The organism is Streptomyces sp. CA-106110 (genome assembly GCF_050936285.1).
In the GTDB taxonomy this organism is placed as follows: Bacteria; Actinomycetota; Actinomycetes; order Streptomycetales; family Streptomycetaceae; genus Streptomyces.
This window is the reverse complement of record NZ_JBNJNB010000001.1, coordinates 998,835-1,013,634: the sequence shown is the minus strand read 5'-3', so window position 1 is coordinate 1,013,634 and position 14,800 is coordinate 998,835. Positions and strand designations below refer to the sequence as shown.

At 67.2% G+C, this 14,800-nt stretch carries 12 protein-coding genes; 8 read left to right on the top strand and 4 right to left on the bottom strand.

The window, feature by feature from the left end:
* Window positions 1-108 precede the first annotated feature (108 nt).
* Window positions 109-519 (bottom strand): HAD family hydrolase, encoded by a 411-nt coding sequence (locus ACQEXA_RS04810; RefSeq protein WP_432936914.1) that lies wholly within the window; start codon window positions 517-519, stop codon window positions 109-111.
* A 199-nt stretch (window positions 520-718) separates the two neighbouring features.
* Complete coding sequence (locus tag ACQEXA_RS04805) at window positions 719-934, bottom strand: DUF4177 domain-containing protein (protein WP_359393611.1); 216 nt, start codon at window positions 932-934, stop codon at window positions 719-721.
* Between the two features lie 812 nt (window positions 935-1,746).
* On the opposite strand from ACQEXA_RS04805, the gene ACQEXA_RS04800 reads away from it, so the two are divergent.
* Complete coding sequence (locus ACQEXA_RS04800; protein WP_432936916.1) at window positions 1,747-2,766, top strand: GlxA family transcriptional regulator; 1,020 nt, start codon at window positions 1,747-1,749, stop codon at window positions 2,764-2,766.
* 234 nt (window positions 2,767-3,000) lie between these two features.
* Here ACQEXA_RS04800 and ACQEXA_RS04795 read toward each other — a convergent pair whose 3' ends face one another.
* Window positions 3,001-5,706: a multifunctional oxoglutarate decarboxylase/oxoglutarate dehydrogenase thiamine pyrophosphate-binding subunit/dihydrolipoyllysine-residue succinyltransferase subunit gene (locus ACQEXA_RS04795; RefSeq protein WP_433134450.1), complete on the bottom strand. Its 2,706-nt coding sequence runs from the start codon at window positions 5,704-5,706 to the stop codon at window positions 3,001-3,003.
* 1,007 nt (window positions 5,707-6,713) lie between these two features.
* Here ACQEXA_RS04795 and ACQEXA_RS04790 point away from each other — a divergent pair.
* The 5 genes from ACQEXA_RS04790 (at window position 6,714) to ACQEXA_RS04770 (ending at window position 12,139) form a co-directional block, all read left to right on the top strand.
* Complete coding sequence (locus ACQEXA_RS04790; protein ID WP_433128794.1) at window positions 6,714-7,517, top strand: patatin-like phospholipase family protein; 804 nt, start codon at window positions 6,714-6,716, stop codon at window positions 7,515-7,517.
* Window positions 7,518-7,736: 219 nt separating this feature from the next.
* The gene (locus ACQEXA_RS04785; protein ID WP_432936922.1) at window positions 7,737-8,333 is read left to right on the top strand and encodes a hypothetical protein; all 597 of its coding nucleotides are present in this window, start codon (window positions 7,737-7,739) and stop codon (window positions 8,331-8,333) included.
* Between the two features lie 91 nt (window positions 8,334-8,424).
* Window positions 8,425-9,570, top strand: a complete 1,146-nt coding sequence (locus ACQEXA_RS04780) for a lysylphosphatidylglycerol synthase transmembrane domain-containing protein (protein ID WP_433128792.1) — start codon at window positions 8,425-8,427, stop codon at window positions 9,568-9,570.
* A 99-nt stretch (window positions 9,571-9,669) separates the two neighbouring features.
* On the top strand, window positions 9,670-11,025 hold the full coding sequence (locus tag ACQEXA_RS04775) for an ABC transporter permease (RefSeq protein ID WP_432936926.1): 1,356 nt from the start codon (window positions 9,670-9,672) through the stop codon (window positions 11,023-11,025).
* 415 nt (window positions 11,026-11,440) lie between these two features.
* Window positions 11,441-12,139 (top strand): sigma-70 family RNA polymerase sigma factor, encoded by a 699-nt coding sequence (locus ACQEXA_RS04770; protein ID WP_432936928.1) that lies wholly within the window; start codon window positions 11,441-11,443, stop codon window positions 12,137-12,139.
* Between the two features lie 521 nt (window positions 12,140-12,660).
* On the opposite strand, the gene ACQEXA_RS04765 is transcribed toward ACQEXA_RS04770, so the two are convergent.
* Window positions 12,661-13,269, bottom strand: coding sequence for a TetR/AcrR family transcriptional regulator (locus tag ACQEXA_RS04765; RefSeq protein WP_432936931.1), 609 nt, complete (start codon window positions 13,267-13,269; stop codon window positions 12,661-12,663).
* Window positions 13,270-13,406: 137 nt separating this feature from the next.
* Between ACQEXA_RS04765 and ACQEXA_RS04760 the strand changes: the two genes are divergently transcribed.
* Window positions 13,407-13,730 (top strand): hypothetical protein, encoded by a 324-nt coding sequence (locus ACQEXA_RS04760; RefSeq protein ID WP_432936933.1) that lies wholly within the window; start codon window positions 13,407-13,409, stop codon window positions 13,728-13,730.
* A gap of 108 nt (window positions 13,731-13,838) precedes the next feature.
* Entirely contained in the window at window positions 13,839-14,537 is a 699-nt protein-coding gene (locus ACQEXA_RS04755) for a nitroreductase (protein ID WP_432936936.1), read from the top strand.
* Window positions 14,538-14,800: the final 263 nt, after the last annotated feature.

Below are 14,800 nucleotides of genomic sequence, written 5' to 3'. Positions count from 1 at the left end.
CAACTGCAGACGTTCTACGGCCTGGGCGTGGTTCGAAACGGCTCAGGCGGCGCTGGGAGCTGTGGCGCCGAGGACGTGGTCTGGCGTACTGACTCGGCGGCGCGTGTCCTACGGTGGGAACCGTTCGATCAGCTGGTCGGCGATGGCATCGAGGTCCTGCCCGACGTAGTCCGGCTGGGGGCCGACGTCGAGTGGCGCGTTGCCCTCGCGCAGGATGAGCGCGGCCTGCCAGCCGACGGCGACAGCGCCGATGGTGTCCCAGACATGGCAGGCGATCAGACAGATGTCGCCGGGGTCGATGTCGAGCGCGGCGGCCACCGATCGGTAGCCCTCAGGCGCTGGTTTGTCGCGTCGCACGGTTTCGTCGACGCTGAAGGGGCGTTCGAACAGGTCGATGATGCCTGCCCTCTCCAACTGCCGCCCTGAGATTCCCAGCGTGTTGTCGGTGAATGTGAACAGCCGGAAGCCCTGATCGTGGAGCCGACGCAGTGCCGCGGGGACTTCGGGGTGGGGCGGCATGGTGGCGAACCGGTCGGTCAGGGTGCCCCAGTCCGCCGACGATTGGTCGTGCGGATTACGTGCCGTCGCCGACCCGTGCAGTCAGGTCTGCCCCGTCCGACCGGTGCCCGTCACAGGCCGCGACACCAGGCGCGTCCGTGCGATCAAGCCTGCGCCGGCGCGGCGGCCGTGCTCCAGGACGGACGGGGCCCCGCAACCGCTACTGGCGCGGCCGTTCGAAGGTGAGGAGCAGGCCCTCGACGGCGCCCGGCCCGATGCGGCCCTTGACGTCGGCGGAGGTTATCGCCTTCAGCCCCCAGCCGTCCTCGGCGTGCTTGTTGAGGACTTTCTCCAGCTTGTCGCTGTCCAGGGCGTCGCCGATGAGCGACTCGCGGAAGGTGACGACCTTGTACTCGTACGTGTAGGCGACGCTCATGACTGCGGGTTCTCCCGGGGGTTGGTGCTGCGATTGCCGGAGCCAGTCAATCATCGTTCGACGCTGAACGGGCCGGGAGGTGCCGACCGGTCAGAGGCGCGGGCTGCGTTGTTCCCCCGGCGCCCGGACGGATGTCTGGTCTGACACATCACCAGGCACCGCCGGCCTGCGCCGGCGCCACACTGGCCCGCTCGCTCAGGTCGGCAGGCTTCTCTCGTGGAGCGACCGTCTACTGATAGCCGACCGTCGTTTGCACAGGGAGGTGATAGTGCCTGGTGCTCGCGGCGCAGCCGATAACACGCTTCTTCGGGGTGCCATGCACGAAGGAGCAGCTTCATGCCACTCCTGAAGAGCGGACTGGAAGGTTTTGCCTACCAGCAGGGAGTGCGCCGGTCGTGGCACGGGTCCTGGTGACAGGCACATGATAGGCACCGGGAACTCCGGTGAACGGGCTCCGGGCGTCAGCTGTGATCGGCTGTCTGACCCGCGCTGGAGCTCTCGCACCCCGGCCCCTCGAGGAGCTGGACACCGCCCTTGGGCGCGGATCGTGCAGCCCGCGGCATATGTGGTGGGGCGGCACGTGTGCCGGGGCAGGCGCCCGGTAGGGGAGGCCGGCTCGACGGGCCGGCACCTTGTGGGGCCCACCCCACATCCGTCGTTGCGTAGGAGCTTGCTATGAACGGGGCGCTCTTCATCACCGGCGCCGGCAGACCGGGCCGCGACCCAAGCGCCGGCCCTCTCGAGGCACTGATCGGCGGCGGCACGCTGAGGAACCTGCCGTGTCCACACCCCGCACGGCCCGGAGGTCTCCGATGAACCACAACCGACCCGGAACGGGCACGCTCACCGTGACCGTGTTCGTCTTCCCGGGGGTACGGCTGCTCGATGTGACCGGCCCCATCGAGGTGTTCGACTCGGCGAACGAGTTCGGCGGGCGCTATCGGGTGCAGATCGCGTCCGAGGACGGGGCGGAAGTGGTCACCTCCGCCGGGACCCGCATCAGCGCCGACCTTGCTGCCGATGAGGTACGTGAGCCGTGCGACGTTTTGGTGATCCCGGGCGGTCCCGAATGGGAAACGCTGATCAAGGACGACGCGCTCCTGGACGTGGTCCGGCGACTGCATGAGAAGGCCCACTGCACGGCATCGGTATGCACGGGAGCGTTTCTGCTGGCAGCGGCCGGACTTCTCGATGGGCGTCGCGCCGCGACGCACTGGCGGCACACGCACCAACTGGGCCTTCGCTTTCCGTCCGTGCGGGTCCAACCGGACGCCCTCTTCGTGCGGGACGGGCAGATGATGACCTCGGCAGGTGTCAGCGCCGGTATCGACCTGTCCTTGGCACTCGTCGAAGATCATTACGGTGCGCAGGTCGCTCGAGCGGTCGCCAAGGACATGGTCGTCTTCATGCAGCGACCGGGAGGCCAGTCCCAGTTCAGCGTCCGCTCCCGGGCCCCGCACCCCCGCCAGGAGGTGCTGCGTCGGGTCCTGGACGCGGTCGCGGAGGACCCCGGTGGCAACCACACACTGTCGGCCATGGCCCGCAGGGCGGGCGTGAGCGTCCGTCACGTGACCCGCCTCTTCTACGAAGAGGTAGGGACGACTCCGGCCCGGTATGTGGAGCAGGTCAGGCTGGAAGCCGCCCAGGTGCTGCTGGAGACGGGCGATGACTCCATGCGGGTGGTAGCGCGGCACACAGGGTTCGGCTCGCCTGAGTCGCTGCGCAGAGCGTTCGTACGGCATCTGGGGGTGACGCCTGGCGCGTTCCGGGCCAGTTTCCGGACGACCGGCGTGGGCACGAAGGATTCGGTGTCCGCCCCGGTCTGCCCGTAGCCGAGGCACCACGGGCCATTGATGGTGAGGGCGCTGGTGTTTTCCCATGGTGCGGCTCCCCTCAGCCGACAGCGCCCCCGTCCCGGCGCCATGCCGGCACGGGGGCACTGACAATCCAGGCCCCGGGCCCCATGCGAGCGGACACCCTGGGATCCGGTCCGAGGAGAGGTGTCCCCAGCAACAGGGTGCCCGCCATACGGGAGGCGTCGTCCGGGCCGTGGCGGGCGGGCAGGGTCAGCGGAAGGCGGATGCCACGAGATCCTTCTGTTCGCTGGCATGCCGCCGGGCGGAGCCCACGGCGGGGGCCGGTGCCTGCGGTCGGCTGATGCATCCGATCGGACGGTTCGCCGGCCGGTGCACGTGCGGCCCCACGAAGGACCAGGCTCCTTGGTTCTCCGGCTCCTCCTGCACCCAGCGCACCTCGGCGTCGGAGGGGAAGCGGGCGAGCTCCGCGCTGCACTCGTGCTCGGGGAACGGGTAGAGGCGCTCCAGGCGGACGATCGCGGTGTCCGACAGGTCGCAGCTTCGCCGGTAGGCGTCCAGGTCGTAGAAGACCTTGCCCGAGCACACCAGCACGCGCCGGATCCGGGCGGCATCGGCCGCCTCATCCGGTATGACGGGGCGGAACGTGCCCGTGGTGAGCTCCGGCAGCGCGGAGGCGGCCGCCTTCAACCGCAGCATCGACTTCGGTGTGAAGACGACCAGTGGCCTGCTGCGTTCGCTGAGCGCTTGCTGCCGGAGCAGATGGAAGTAGTTGCCCGGAACGGTGGGCATGGCGACGGTCATGTTCCCCTGCGCGCACAGTTGGAGGAGTCGCTCGATCCTGCCGGAGGAGTGGTCAGGTCCCTGCCCCTCCAAGCCGTGCGGTAGCAGCAGCGTGACCCCGGAGCGCTGCCCCCATTTCTGTTCGGATGACGCGATGTACTCGTCGATGACCATCTGGGCGCCGTTGGCGAAGTCACCGAACTGGGCCTCCCACAGCACCAGAGCATCGGGCCGTGCCAGGGAGTAGCCGTATTCGAAGGCGAGCGCTGCCAGTTCGGACAACATCGAGTCGTAGGGCGCGAAGTCGGCGGCGTGCGAGCCGAGGGCGTTCAGCGGCGTGTGCTCCACGCCGGTGCGGCGGTCGGTGAGCACCGCGTGCCGTTGGCCGAACGTGCCGCGGCGGGAGTCCTGCCCGGCCAGCCGCACCGCCACCCCGTCCAGCAGCAGCGAGCCGATGGCGAGCGTTTCTGCGGTGGCCCAGTCGATCGTTCCCGCATCCAGCATCGTGGTACGCCGGTGCAGCTGGGGCAGCACGCGCGGGTGCACTGTGAAGCCTGGTGGCAGATGGGTCTGGGACGCGATGACGTGCCGGGCGGTCGCCTCCGTGATCGCGGTGGTCACCTGAGGGGCGGGCCCGTCCTCGTGAAGGACGGGCTTGGGGGAGTGGGGTACCGGCAACGCCCGGGTCTCGACGAAGGCCCGCTCAAGGCGTTCCCGGTAGTCCCGGAGTGCGCCTTCCACTTGCCGCTCGCCGATGTGCCCCCGGGTGACCAGCGCCTGGGCGTACAGCTTGCGCACCGAAGGCCTCACGTCGATCCGGTCGTACATCGCCGGCTGCGTGATGGAGGGGTTGTCGACCTCGCTGTGCCCGTGACGCCGGTAACAGATCAGATCGACGACGACGTCCTTGTGGAACGCCTGACGGTAGTCGAATGCCAACCGCGCGATGCGGACGACGGCCTCGGGGTCGTCCCCGTTGACATGGAAGACCGGGGCCTCGATCGTCCGTGCCACATCGGTGGCGTAGGTGCTCGAACGGCCACTGGTGGGCGAGGTCGTGAAGCCGAGCTGGTTGTTGACGACGATGTGGACCGTCCCGCCGGTGCGGTAGCCGGGCAGCTGCGACATGTTCAGCGTCTCGCAGACCACGCCCTGGCCGGCGAACGCGGCATCGCCGTGGACGACGATCGGCAGGACGGGGAAGACGTCGCCCTTGACTGCGGCCTCGTCCTGCTTGCCCCGCACGACTCCCTGGGCCACCGGTCCGACGATCTCCAGATGCGAGGGGTTCGCCACGAGGGAGACGGCGATCGCCCCGCCGTCCAGAGCGCGGTATGTGCCTTCCGCACCGAGGTGGTACTTCACATCGCCGGATCCTTGGACCGACCGAATGTCCGTCGCGTCCTCGAACTCACGGAAGATCTCCGCATAGGACTTGCCGACGATGTTGGCCAGAACATTGAGCCGGCCCCGGTGCGCCATACCGATGACCGCTTCGCCCACCCCGTGCCTGATGGCGCACAGCAGGAGGGCGTCGAGCAGCACGATCGCGGACTCGCCGCCTTCGAGCGAATACCGCTTCTGGCCCACGTATTTGGTGTGCAGGAACGTCTCGAAGGCTTCCGCCGCGCCCAACCGGTAGAGGATCTGCAATTGTTCGGCGCGATCCGGCCGGGGGAGAGGCGATTCGATCCGCTGCTGGATCCACCGACGTTCTTGGGAGCTTTGGATGTGCATGTACTGAGTGCCCACGGTCCGGCAGTAGGACTCCTGCAGCACTTTCAGAACGTCGCGCAACGTCATGGTGACCTGCCCGGCGAAGTCGTCGACGACGTACGTCCTTTCCAGGTCCTCGTCCCGGAGCCCGAATGCCGTGAGGTCGAGCTCCGGGTGTGCCGCCCCGTGTTGGGCCTTGAGCGGGTCGGTGTCGGCCGCCAGGTGTCCGCGCACGCGATAGGCGTGGATGAGCGCGGCAACGCGGACCGCCTTGACCGTCGCCTCGTCCGTGTCGTGCGCAGCCGTCGTGGCGTTGCGCGCCAGCCGACCGGCCTCGGGAGGCGGAGAGGCGAAGAGGTCCCTCCAGGTCTGGTCGACCGAGCCCGGGTCCTGTAGATATCGCTCGTACTGTTCGTCCACGAGCCATTCGTTGAGGCCGAATTCCCGCCCATAAAGCACCGGCTCACCGGCGTGTGATCGCGACGCCACGGTGTGGATCGCCTTCTTTCCTTTTTCAGAACGACCGACGGTGGACACGGTCGGCCTGGTGGGCCATCCCCGCCCAAGGGGCGCCGATTCCGATCGCGTCCGCTTTGGAGACGAAACCCTCCGACCGTGTCGCACGAGCGAGGCTATGCCGGTGCGGGGCGTCAGAAAGACACGTCAATGTGCCATAACGGCGGCACATGTGGACATCGCCTCAAGACGGACGGCCGCCGCGTGGAATGCTGCCGGCGTACAGCCGAAGCCGGGATTTCGGTAATCGCGCGTCCCGATCCGAGGGCGTGGCATCCACGCGGGCCGAGACCGCGGCGGCTGCCGGACGCCGCAGGTGATCATCCGCGGCTGGCCATCGTGGAGCAGGTGATCTCCGAGTTGCAGAACGGCCCGTTCGCGCACGCCCCCTCGGGTAACTTCCCGGCTCACGCCGCCCGCGCTCGCCTTCAATCGCACCCGCGCCCGCGGGACCCTTGCTCGTTCCGTTTCACCGAAGGCCGGCCGGGGACGGCCCTCTCAGTCCGGCTGGCGCTGCTCGGACCGACAGCGGTGGCGCTGCTGTCGCCGACTGCCAGGTGCTCCGGAGCAGGCCGGTCCAGCGATGCGGCACACGAAGCCGAGCACCCGCAGCGCTTGTAGCAGTGGTCGCATCGGAGCGTCGCATTCGCTGAGTCTGCCGAAACAGCGATCACGTGCCGCTCTTCCCGAATATCCGCAGGCCACTGGCCCATTGGAAGCCCCGAGCCGGAGTCTGGGCCTCGACTAAGAAAAACGAATGTTCGTCTTGACCTGTCACTCACCTATGGCGCAGGATGGGCAGCGCTAAGGGAATGGCTGTTCCCGGAACGGGAGGAGGCGGCATGGCTACCGTGCAAACCGGCGGGTCAGGAATGACCCCGTGTCAGGTTCTGAAGGCTGACGGGATGCCGACAGCACCTACGAGGGCTGAGCGGACGCCGTCCGGCACGGTGGCGTTCGTGCTGCAAGGTGGAGGCAGCCTGTGCGCAGCGCAAGTCGGTGCGCTTCGAGCGCTCACGCAGGCGGGTATCACTCCCGATCTCGTAGTGGGATCCTCGGCCGGCGCTCTCAATGGCGTTGCCTTCGCCGCCGACCCGAGCATCGAGGGCATCGACAGGCTGGAAGCGTTGTGGCTGAGCCTCAAGCGCCGGCATGTCGCTCCGATATCGCCGAGGACTCTGATCAGGGCCGCCATGGGGTGGGAGGAGGCGGCGGTCTCGAGCCAGGCGCTGCAGCAATTGCTGCAGCACGGCGTCGGCGTAAGCCGCCTTGAGGACGTCGCCGTGCCCGTGCACGTCGTGACGACCGACTTCGAGACCGGCGCCGCCGTCGTGCTGTCCCGAGGTGACGCTGTTTCAGCGCTCCTTGCCTCGTCGGCCTTCCCGGGGTTGTATCCACCGGTGCGCGTTGGGGGGCGCCGCCTCATCGACGGTGGCGTGTCGGCGGATACGCCTGTGCTCCAGGCGGAAGCGCTCGGCGCGACCACGATTTACGTGCTGCCCTCCGCCATCACGAAACAGGCGGGGCGTCAGGCACACGCACCCCTGCTCGCCGCCTACCGGGCAGTGAGCCAGATCCTGGATGAGCGTGAGAGACGGGACCTGGCAGCCGTCCGCGGGTCGGTTCTTCGGCTGCCCCCAGCCACCACCCCCGTAGCCAGCCTCATCGACTTCCGCGACACACCGCACCTGGTCCGGGCCGGCTACTCGCTCACCCAGGACTGGCTCATCCAGCAGCCCGCGGCCATGGCGTGAGGATGCCCCATGGCGCACCTGGCCCCCTTCATGCGACGTCTGAGGTCCTCCTCAACGTGCCGTTCAGTGCGCTTGGTGGCCTCACCCACACCATCGGCAGACACGCCACGGAACCGGGAGACTCAGCCCGGCTCGGCCGCGAGGGCGGCCTCTGAAGACCAGGCGGTCGTCTTTCGCCGGCCCCACCCCACCTCCCTACACGCCCCCAGGTAACCCACCATGATCTATCCCTCCCCACCTCCGTCTCCGGACGACGGGGACCGCTCGGCCGTCAGGCCCAAGCCGCCGAACAGCGAAGACGGCAACCGCGGGGCCGGAAGCTGGCTGCGCAGTCGGCGTTGCGGCCGGGTGTCCGCGCACCTGCCACTGCACCTGGACGAGGCCTTCCTCGTCCGCCATGTCGCCCGAGGTCCGGCAGAAGCACTGATGCGCTTTCGGATCGCCGACGCCGACGAAGCCGGTCACTCGCGACGCTCTTGGGGGCGCCGGACGGACGTGGGACATCAACTCGCAGGGTCAGAGGGGGAGCTGCGGCTGGTCCGCAACTGCCCCAGGGGCGAGAGCGGCACCCACCAAGCCCCTATCGCCATGCTCACGCTCAATGGCATCACCGACGCCGCACCCCTGATCCGGCTCGCTATTGCCGACCACTTCCCGTACGTCGCCGGGAGAGAACCGGGCCACACCGCAGGTGTCGGCGTCGACGTGTACTTCTTGGCGGGCTTTTGGGGCCTGGACCTCCCCGAGCGCGCGCGGTGTCGCATGCACCTCGAGGGTCCCATCCGTCTTCTGCCCGACTGGCCGACGCCGCGATGAGCGAGCGATTGCATGAGACCTGGGTCGGCCGTGCCGACGATCCAGGAGCGGTGGCGGGCAGGGCAGGTCAGCCCTGCCGCAGGGATGCGTCGTGACTTCGCCGCGTTTGCGCCGACGCACCGTGCTGACCGCCTGTGCCATGGTGAGCGTAGCGGGCGCCGAATTGGTGTGGGTGGCGCCCTACGCGCGTCACTCAGCAGGGCAGCTGGCCCACGCCCGTCTCAGGTGGTTTCTCCTGGCACTTGCCGCCGAAACGGTTTCCATGATGGCGTTTGCCCGCCTTCAGCGGCTCGCGCTTGGCGTCGGCGGGCTGCGCGTCAGGCTCGGTTCCGCTGCCGCCATGGTGTTCGCCGGGAACGCTCTGAGCGCGACCTTGCCCGGCGGGAGCTTGATCTCCATCACCTACCGGACACGCCGCATGCGCTCCTGGGGCGCCAGCGCACCTCAGATCGGTTTCGCGCATGCAGCCACCGGCGTTCTGAGCACGATCGCGCTCGCCGTACTGGCCGGTGTCGGACACACTCTGGCAGGGAATAACTCACAACTCTTTTCGGTCGCGGTCCAGGTCGTCGCGACCTGCGCTCTGGCCGGCGCCGCACTGGCGCTGGTCCACCACCCCGCCGCACTGCGTCGGCCGGTGAGACTCCTCCTTCGCCTGTGGCGCAGGCTGCGCCGCAGCGCCGCGGACCATCTGTCAGTCGAACGGCTGCTCGACGAGCTGGCTGCCATGCACCCGCCGGCCCGTTTCTGGGCGCGGAGTCTTGGCTTCGCCCTGGGCAATTGGACGGCGGACCTCGCGTGTTTGCTCGCTGTGTGCCATGCCGTAGGGGCGTCGCCCGCCCTCGGCGCGGTGCTGCTGGCCTACGTCGCCGCGATGACGGCCGCGTCAGCCATGCCGTTACTGCCCGCCGGGCTCGGCACCGTCGACGCGGCACTGGTTCTCACCCTGCACCACGGTGGGGTACCGACCAGCTCCGCCACCGCGGTCGATCTTCTGTACCGGCTGATCAGCCCCGGGCTGGTCAGCGTCGCCGGATGGATCCTGCTGGTTCACCACCGCCGACGGTCCCCCCGAGGGCGGCGGGCACTCGACTCCGACACCAGCGCCGCACCGCGGCAGCCGCCGACACAGCCGGAGCAACAACCACGGTTGGAAGAGGTCAACAGGCAGGCCCCGGGTCAGCTCATCGGTGATCCCCACGGCACTGCCGCTGTGACGCAGGCCCCCGCTGGTTGATGCCTTCGGTCACCTTCGGAGAGGCGGAGCGCGCCCGAACCTGCACACACACTGACCTGCACGTCAGCGTCCGCTGATGTTCGCCCCCTCACATCGACTGTGACCGCGGCACAGGCCCATCTGGAAAGAAAACGAATGTTCATCTTGACGATTCTCGGCCAGCGCACCAGACTGATGCTTAACAAAATGATCATTCGTCTTATGGGAGGCGTGGCTGTGAAGAACCCACTGGTGAGGGTCCTGCCCTGGCGCCGGACTGTCCTCATGATCGTGGGGTTGCCACTGGTGATCTCGCTGGCCGCGATGGCATTCGCGTGGCCCGCATCGCGCATTGCGCCGCGAGACTTGCCCGTGGGGATCGTGGGTACGAGCACGGCCAGCCAGAATGCGGTCGAAAGCCTGGATCGTGGTGAACCGGGCGGATTCGACTTCCACCTCTACCCCGACCAGGCGTCGGCGCGCTCCGCCATCAAGAATCGGGATGTTTACGGTGCATTCGTCATAAACCCTGGCGAGGTCACCGTATTGGAGGCTACTGCCGCGAGTACGTCCGTGGCCCAGTTGCTCGGGATGTCTGGGCAACAACTTGCCGCCCACGCCGCGAAGTTGCCCGCAAGGACACCCGCCCCTCCGGCCCATGCCACGTCCCACGGGTCTCGCGCTCGGAAGAGCGTCGCCAAGACGGTGGCCAAGGTCACTGTGAACACGGTGGATGTCGTCCCGACCTCTGCAGACGACCCCCGGGGAGTGGTCTTCAGCGCGGCACTTCTCCCGCTCACCATCTGCAGCATTCTCATCGCAGCGCTCGTCACTCTGTCGGGTCTCCATCTGCCGGGGTGGCGTCGGTTCATCGACCTGATCGTCGTGTGCGCCATTTCTGGTCTCGCCGCTTACCTGGTGACCCAGGGCATCTTGGGCGCACTGCCCCACCAGCACGTGGCCACCTGGGCGGCCCTGTCCCTCACCATGCTCGCCGTCAGCGCGACCAGCGCCGGCCTGATCAGGATCATCGGTCATCCAGGGCTCGGGGTCAGTGCCGCACTCATGGTCTTCGTAGGAAACCCGTTCTCCGGCAGCACGTCCGCACCGGAACTGCTCCCCAAGGCAGTCGACGACATCGGCCAATGGCTGCCCCCGGGTGCCGGCGCAAATCTTCTGCGCAGCACGGCCTACTTCGACGGCAATGGATCCGGGGGCCATATCGCCGTTCTCACCCTGTGGAGCTTGTTCGGGTTGATGTCCGTCGTATTCGGTCGTCGGACCCTCACCGTCCCGGGCGACACGCTCGAACAAGACGCCCACGAGCCCAGCGATACGAGTGCTGAAGGCCCAGCCGCGGCCGAACCCGTCGGTGCCTTCTTGTCGTCAATGTCCGAAGCGCCCGTCCCGTCTCCTTCGCGGGCACTGGAAGTGGGCCGCCCGCACTCGCACGCCCGGCACGCAGCCCACGATTGATGCGGACCACGATGAGTGCCCGTCGCCTCTCTGCGATACGGACCGGCCTCCCGTCGATCTGGCCGGTCCCCCGCGGACTCGTGGCGTCACAAGCGAAAGCCGCCCAGGGACATCGAACCGGAGAACACAACCAGCTTGGTCTCCGGGCGCTGGGGACGAGCGCGGGACTCGCGACCAGCAAGGGTGTAACTACCGGGTGAGGGTGCTCCAAGAGGAGTTGGTCAAGGCGGTGCGGTCCCGTACTGCCCCTCATGGCGCCGTTTTGACGGATCGACGTTGACCCCCTCGAAGAGATCGGCCGGACGCCCGTGCGGCGCAGCGCGACATGTTCGTCGACACCGACGGCATGTTCGCCGTCGCTGCTGGCCCTCACGGGCAATAAGGCACCAAAGCACCAAAGCAAGGGAAAGGAACGATGTCCACGACGGACAAGCCTGCGCATGACGCCGGGGACCCCCCTGAACCGGAGGCCGTCTTCCATCACAACCGTGGCGTGATGTTCGGTATCGCATACCGGATGCTAGGCAGTGTCAGCGAAGCCGAGGACGTCCTCCAAGAGGCCTGGATCCGCTGGCAGACATGCGACCGATCCCAGGTGCAGAACCCGAAAGCCTTCCTCACCACGTTGGTGACGAGGCTCGCCATCAACGTGCTGCAATCGGCGAGAGTTCGCCGTGAGAGGTACGTCGGCGTGTCGCTGCCGGAACCCATCGACACCATGAGCGACCCCGAGGCGGGCGCCATGAACAGGGAAACGCTCGAAGTCGCGGTGCTCATACTTCTGGAACGGCTGACCCGTGTGGAGCGAGCCGCTTACGTGCTCCGGGAGGCCTTCGACTACCCGTACGGAGAGATCGCCGAGATCATCGGCCATTCCCAGGTCAACGCTCGTCAACTGGTCAGCCGAGCCCGCAAGCGCCTGGACACAACGAAACGAGCCAGCGTGGCTACCGAAGACCACCAGCGGTTCCTGACGGCATTCGTGGCGGCCTCCCAGACGGGGGATGTCGCCGTGCTGGAGCAACTGTTCGCCGAGGACGCCGTATCACACTCCGACGGCAGCGCCGATTGTGCCTCGGAGTGCCCCGCCCTGGACCGTCACGGCGTGGCGTAGTGGCACCACCGTTCGTCGACCGCTATAGCACTGGCTCGAGCGCAGGACGGGTAACAGCGATAGGCGGGCGACGAGGTGTCCCGCGACGGCACCCGGTCAGTCGTCATGGTCAGCATGTGAATCCGTCGAGCCCGCGGCCACGCACCTCAGGGATGGGTCGGTCGCTTCCGCGTCGCGCCGGTTTCTCCGGACATGGCAGAGCCACTCCTGCGGGGCAACGCGCATCGGTACCGCCAACGGTCATAAATACGGAACAGATGCAGCAAGCAGAGGCCAGTACCGAAGGTCGTGGCGCATAACGCGAGTCGTCTTTGCTGGACAACTTGTCCTTCACCACACTCAACGGAGGTGACGAGAGCATTCCCCGCTCTGTCCAGCGCTGGGTACCGTGGGCACAGTGGCTTGTCTTGAACATCCGGCCGGCAACATTTCACTGTCAGCCGGAGGAGATGGCGAACACTCGGGCCTAGGGCCGGAGCATCCGGCTATGCGATTCCACTAGCGCACCGGCAGTACCATACTCAATTTGAGGGCGTGGCCGAATTTGGCCAGAGTGCCCGCAACGCGCCAGGAACTTCCTCCATAATCTTGCTGTCGCCCATGGCCAACTGGAGGATGTAGCCGGGCAGGATGCATACAAGTGCGGAGGCGATCGCCTCGGGGGACGCCTCGCGCGTGAGGTTGCCGCTCTGCTGGTGCTCTCGAACGACATCCGTGAGAGCGGATCGCATCTGAGTCATCAGGTCGTCGAACTGCCCGGCCAACGAGGGGTTCCGCAGAGATTCTGACCACGCCAGCACGGACAGGCCGGCGATATTCTGCTCGGCGGTCTTAGTTTTCACAATTTCGAGGACCTCGGCCATGAGAGCCCCAACGGAACTGCTGGGACGGTTCCTGGCGGCGCTGTGAACCATGTCGAGGACGTCACGAATGCTCTCCTCGACGATCGCCGTGATCATCTCGTTTTTGCTGGCGAAGTGCCGATAAACCGCGCCCGCCGACAGGCCCGATTCCGCGAACAGGTCTTGCATGGACGTCGAGTGGAATCCGTCGCGCAGGAAACAGCGACGCGCCGCATCCAAGATCTGCTTACGACGGGCCTCCATGTACTCCTGCGTGACCTTAGGCATGGATCCATCCTACGCGAAAAAAACGAATCTTCGTGTTAACTTAACACGCTGACCTGCCCGCCACGCCCTGAGTCGACAGATTGCCCTGACCGTCCTCCGGGGTAGGCGCGCTTGCGCGGGTCGCCATCAGGGAACAGGTGATCTCCGAGCTGAAGAACGGGCCGTCCGCGCACGCCCCCTCGGGTACCTTCCAGGCGAACGCCGCCTGGCTCACGTCGGCCGCGCTCGCCTTCAATGTCACTCGCGCCTGCAGGACCCTCGCCGGCATCTTCCACGCCCGTGCGCCCTGCGCGGCCATCCGTGACCGTCTGATCTGCGTGCCCGCCCGCCCGGACTGGCGGCGCACCCACCGCCTGCCCGACCGTCGGCCCCGGCAGGACGGCTTCGAGGCCGTGCTCAACACGGTGCACCCCTGCCCTCGGCTGGTCGACCCGCACTCACGCCGTGGACCTCCGGGCTGACGCGTCCTGCCGAAGATGAATCTTCTGAGAGACGTCGGACTCTTGTCACATTTCACATGCTTTACCGGTCAATCAGGTAGAACGCCATCAAATGGGAGGTAGGTGACTGTGAACGTCTATGAAGCGGTCACGAGCCGACACGCGGTACGCGAGTTCAGCGACCGTTGTATCCCGAGGGAGGTGCTGGAGCGCGTACTGTCCGCTGCGGCTTGGGCACCGTCAGCATCGAACCTGCAGCCATGGCACATCTATGTCCTTACGGGCTGCCCGCTGGCCGAGCTCAGGAAGCGCGCCGGCGAGCGCGTGGCCGCAGGTGATGCCTGGGACGAGCCGGAGTACGATCAGTACCCGACCGCGCTGAAGTCTCCGTACCGCGAGCGCCGATCCGCTTTCGGTGAGCAGCGCTACGGCGCACTCGGTATTGCCCGCGAGGACCTGGAAGCTCGCCAGCGGGCCGCTGCTGCGAACTGGGACTTCTTCGGCGCGCCCGCCGCCCTGTTCTGCTACATCGATCGGGCAATGGGGCCACCCCAGTGGGCCGATGCCGGCATGTATCTGCAGACCGTCATGCTGCTCCTCCGCGCGGAGGGGCTGCACAGTTGCGCGCAGATGGCGTGGGCGAAGTATCGCAAGACCGTCGCGGAGGTCTTGTCACCGCCGAAGGGTCTCATCCTCTTCTGTGGCATGTCGATCGGCTACGAGGACGTCACAGCAGGCAACGCCCGTACGGGCCGGGCGCCACTCAACGAGACGGTCACTTTCATCGATGATCAGCCGGGTGGCGTACCCCCTGCGACCTCAACGTGAAGTTCCACCGTTGAACTGAGCAAGCACTCACCGACGGAACGCGCACGCGCGGCCCCCATTTACCCTGTTCGGCGGGCGGGTTGCGGTCGTGATGCGTACCAGAATTCTGGAACCCGCGCGCTTGCCCGTATGGCAGCCGCAAGTTGGGCCTGCCCGCACGGGTGACAGACATGTACAACGAACGGGACGTGCACCTGACCTGACGCACCGTGCGGCTGCCGGAAGGCCGCTCGCCCCTCGCCAGCCGTACGGCCTCTCGCTCA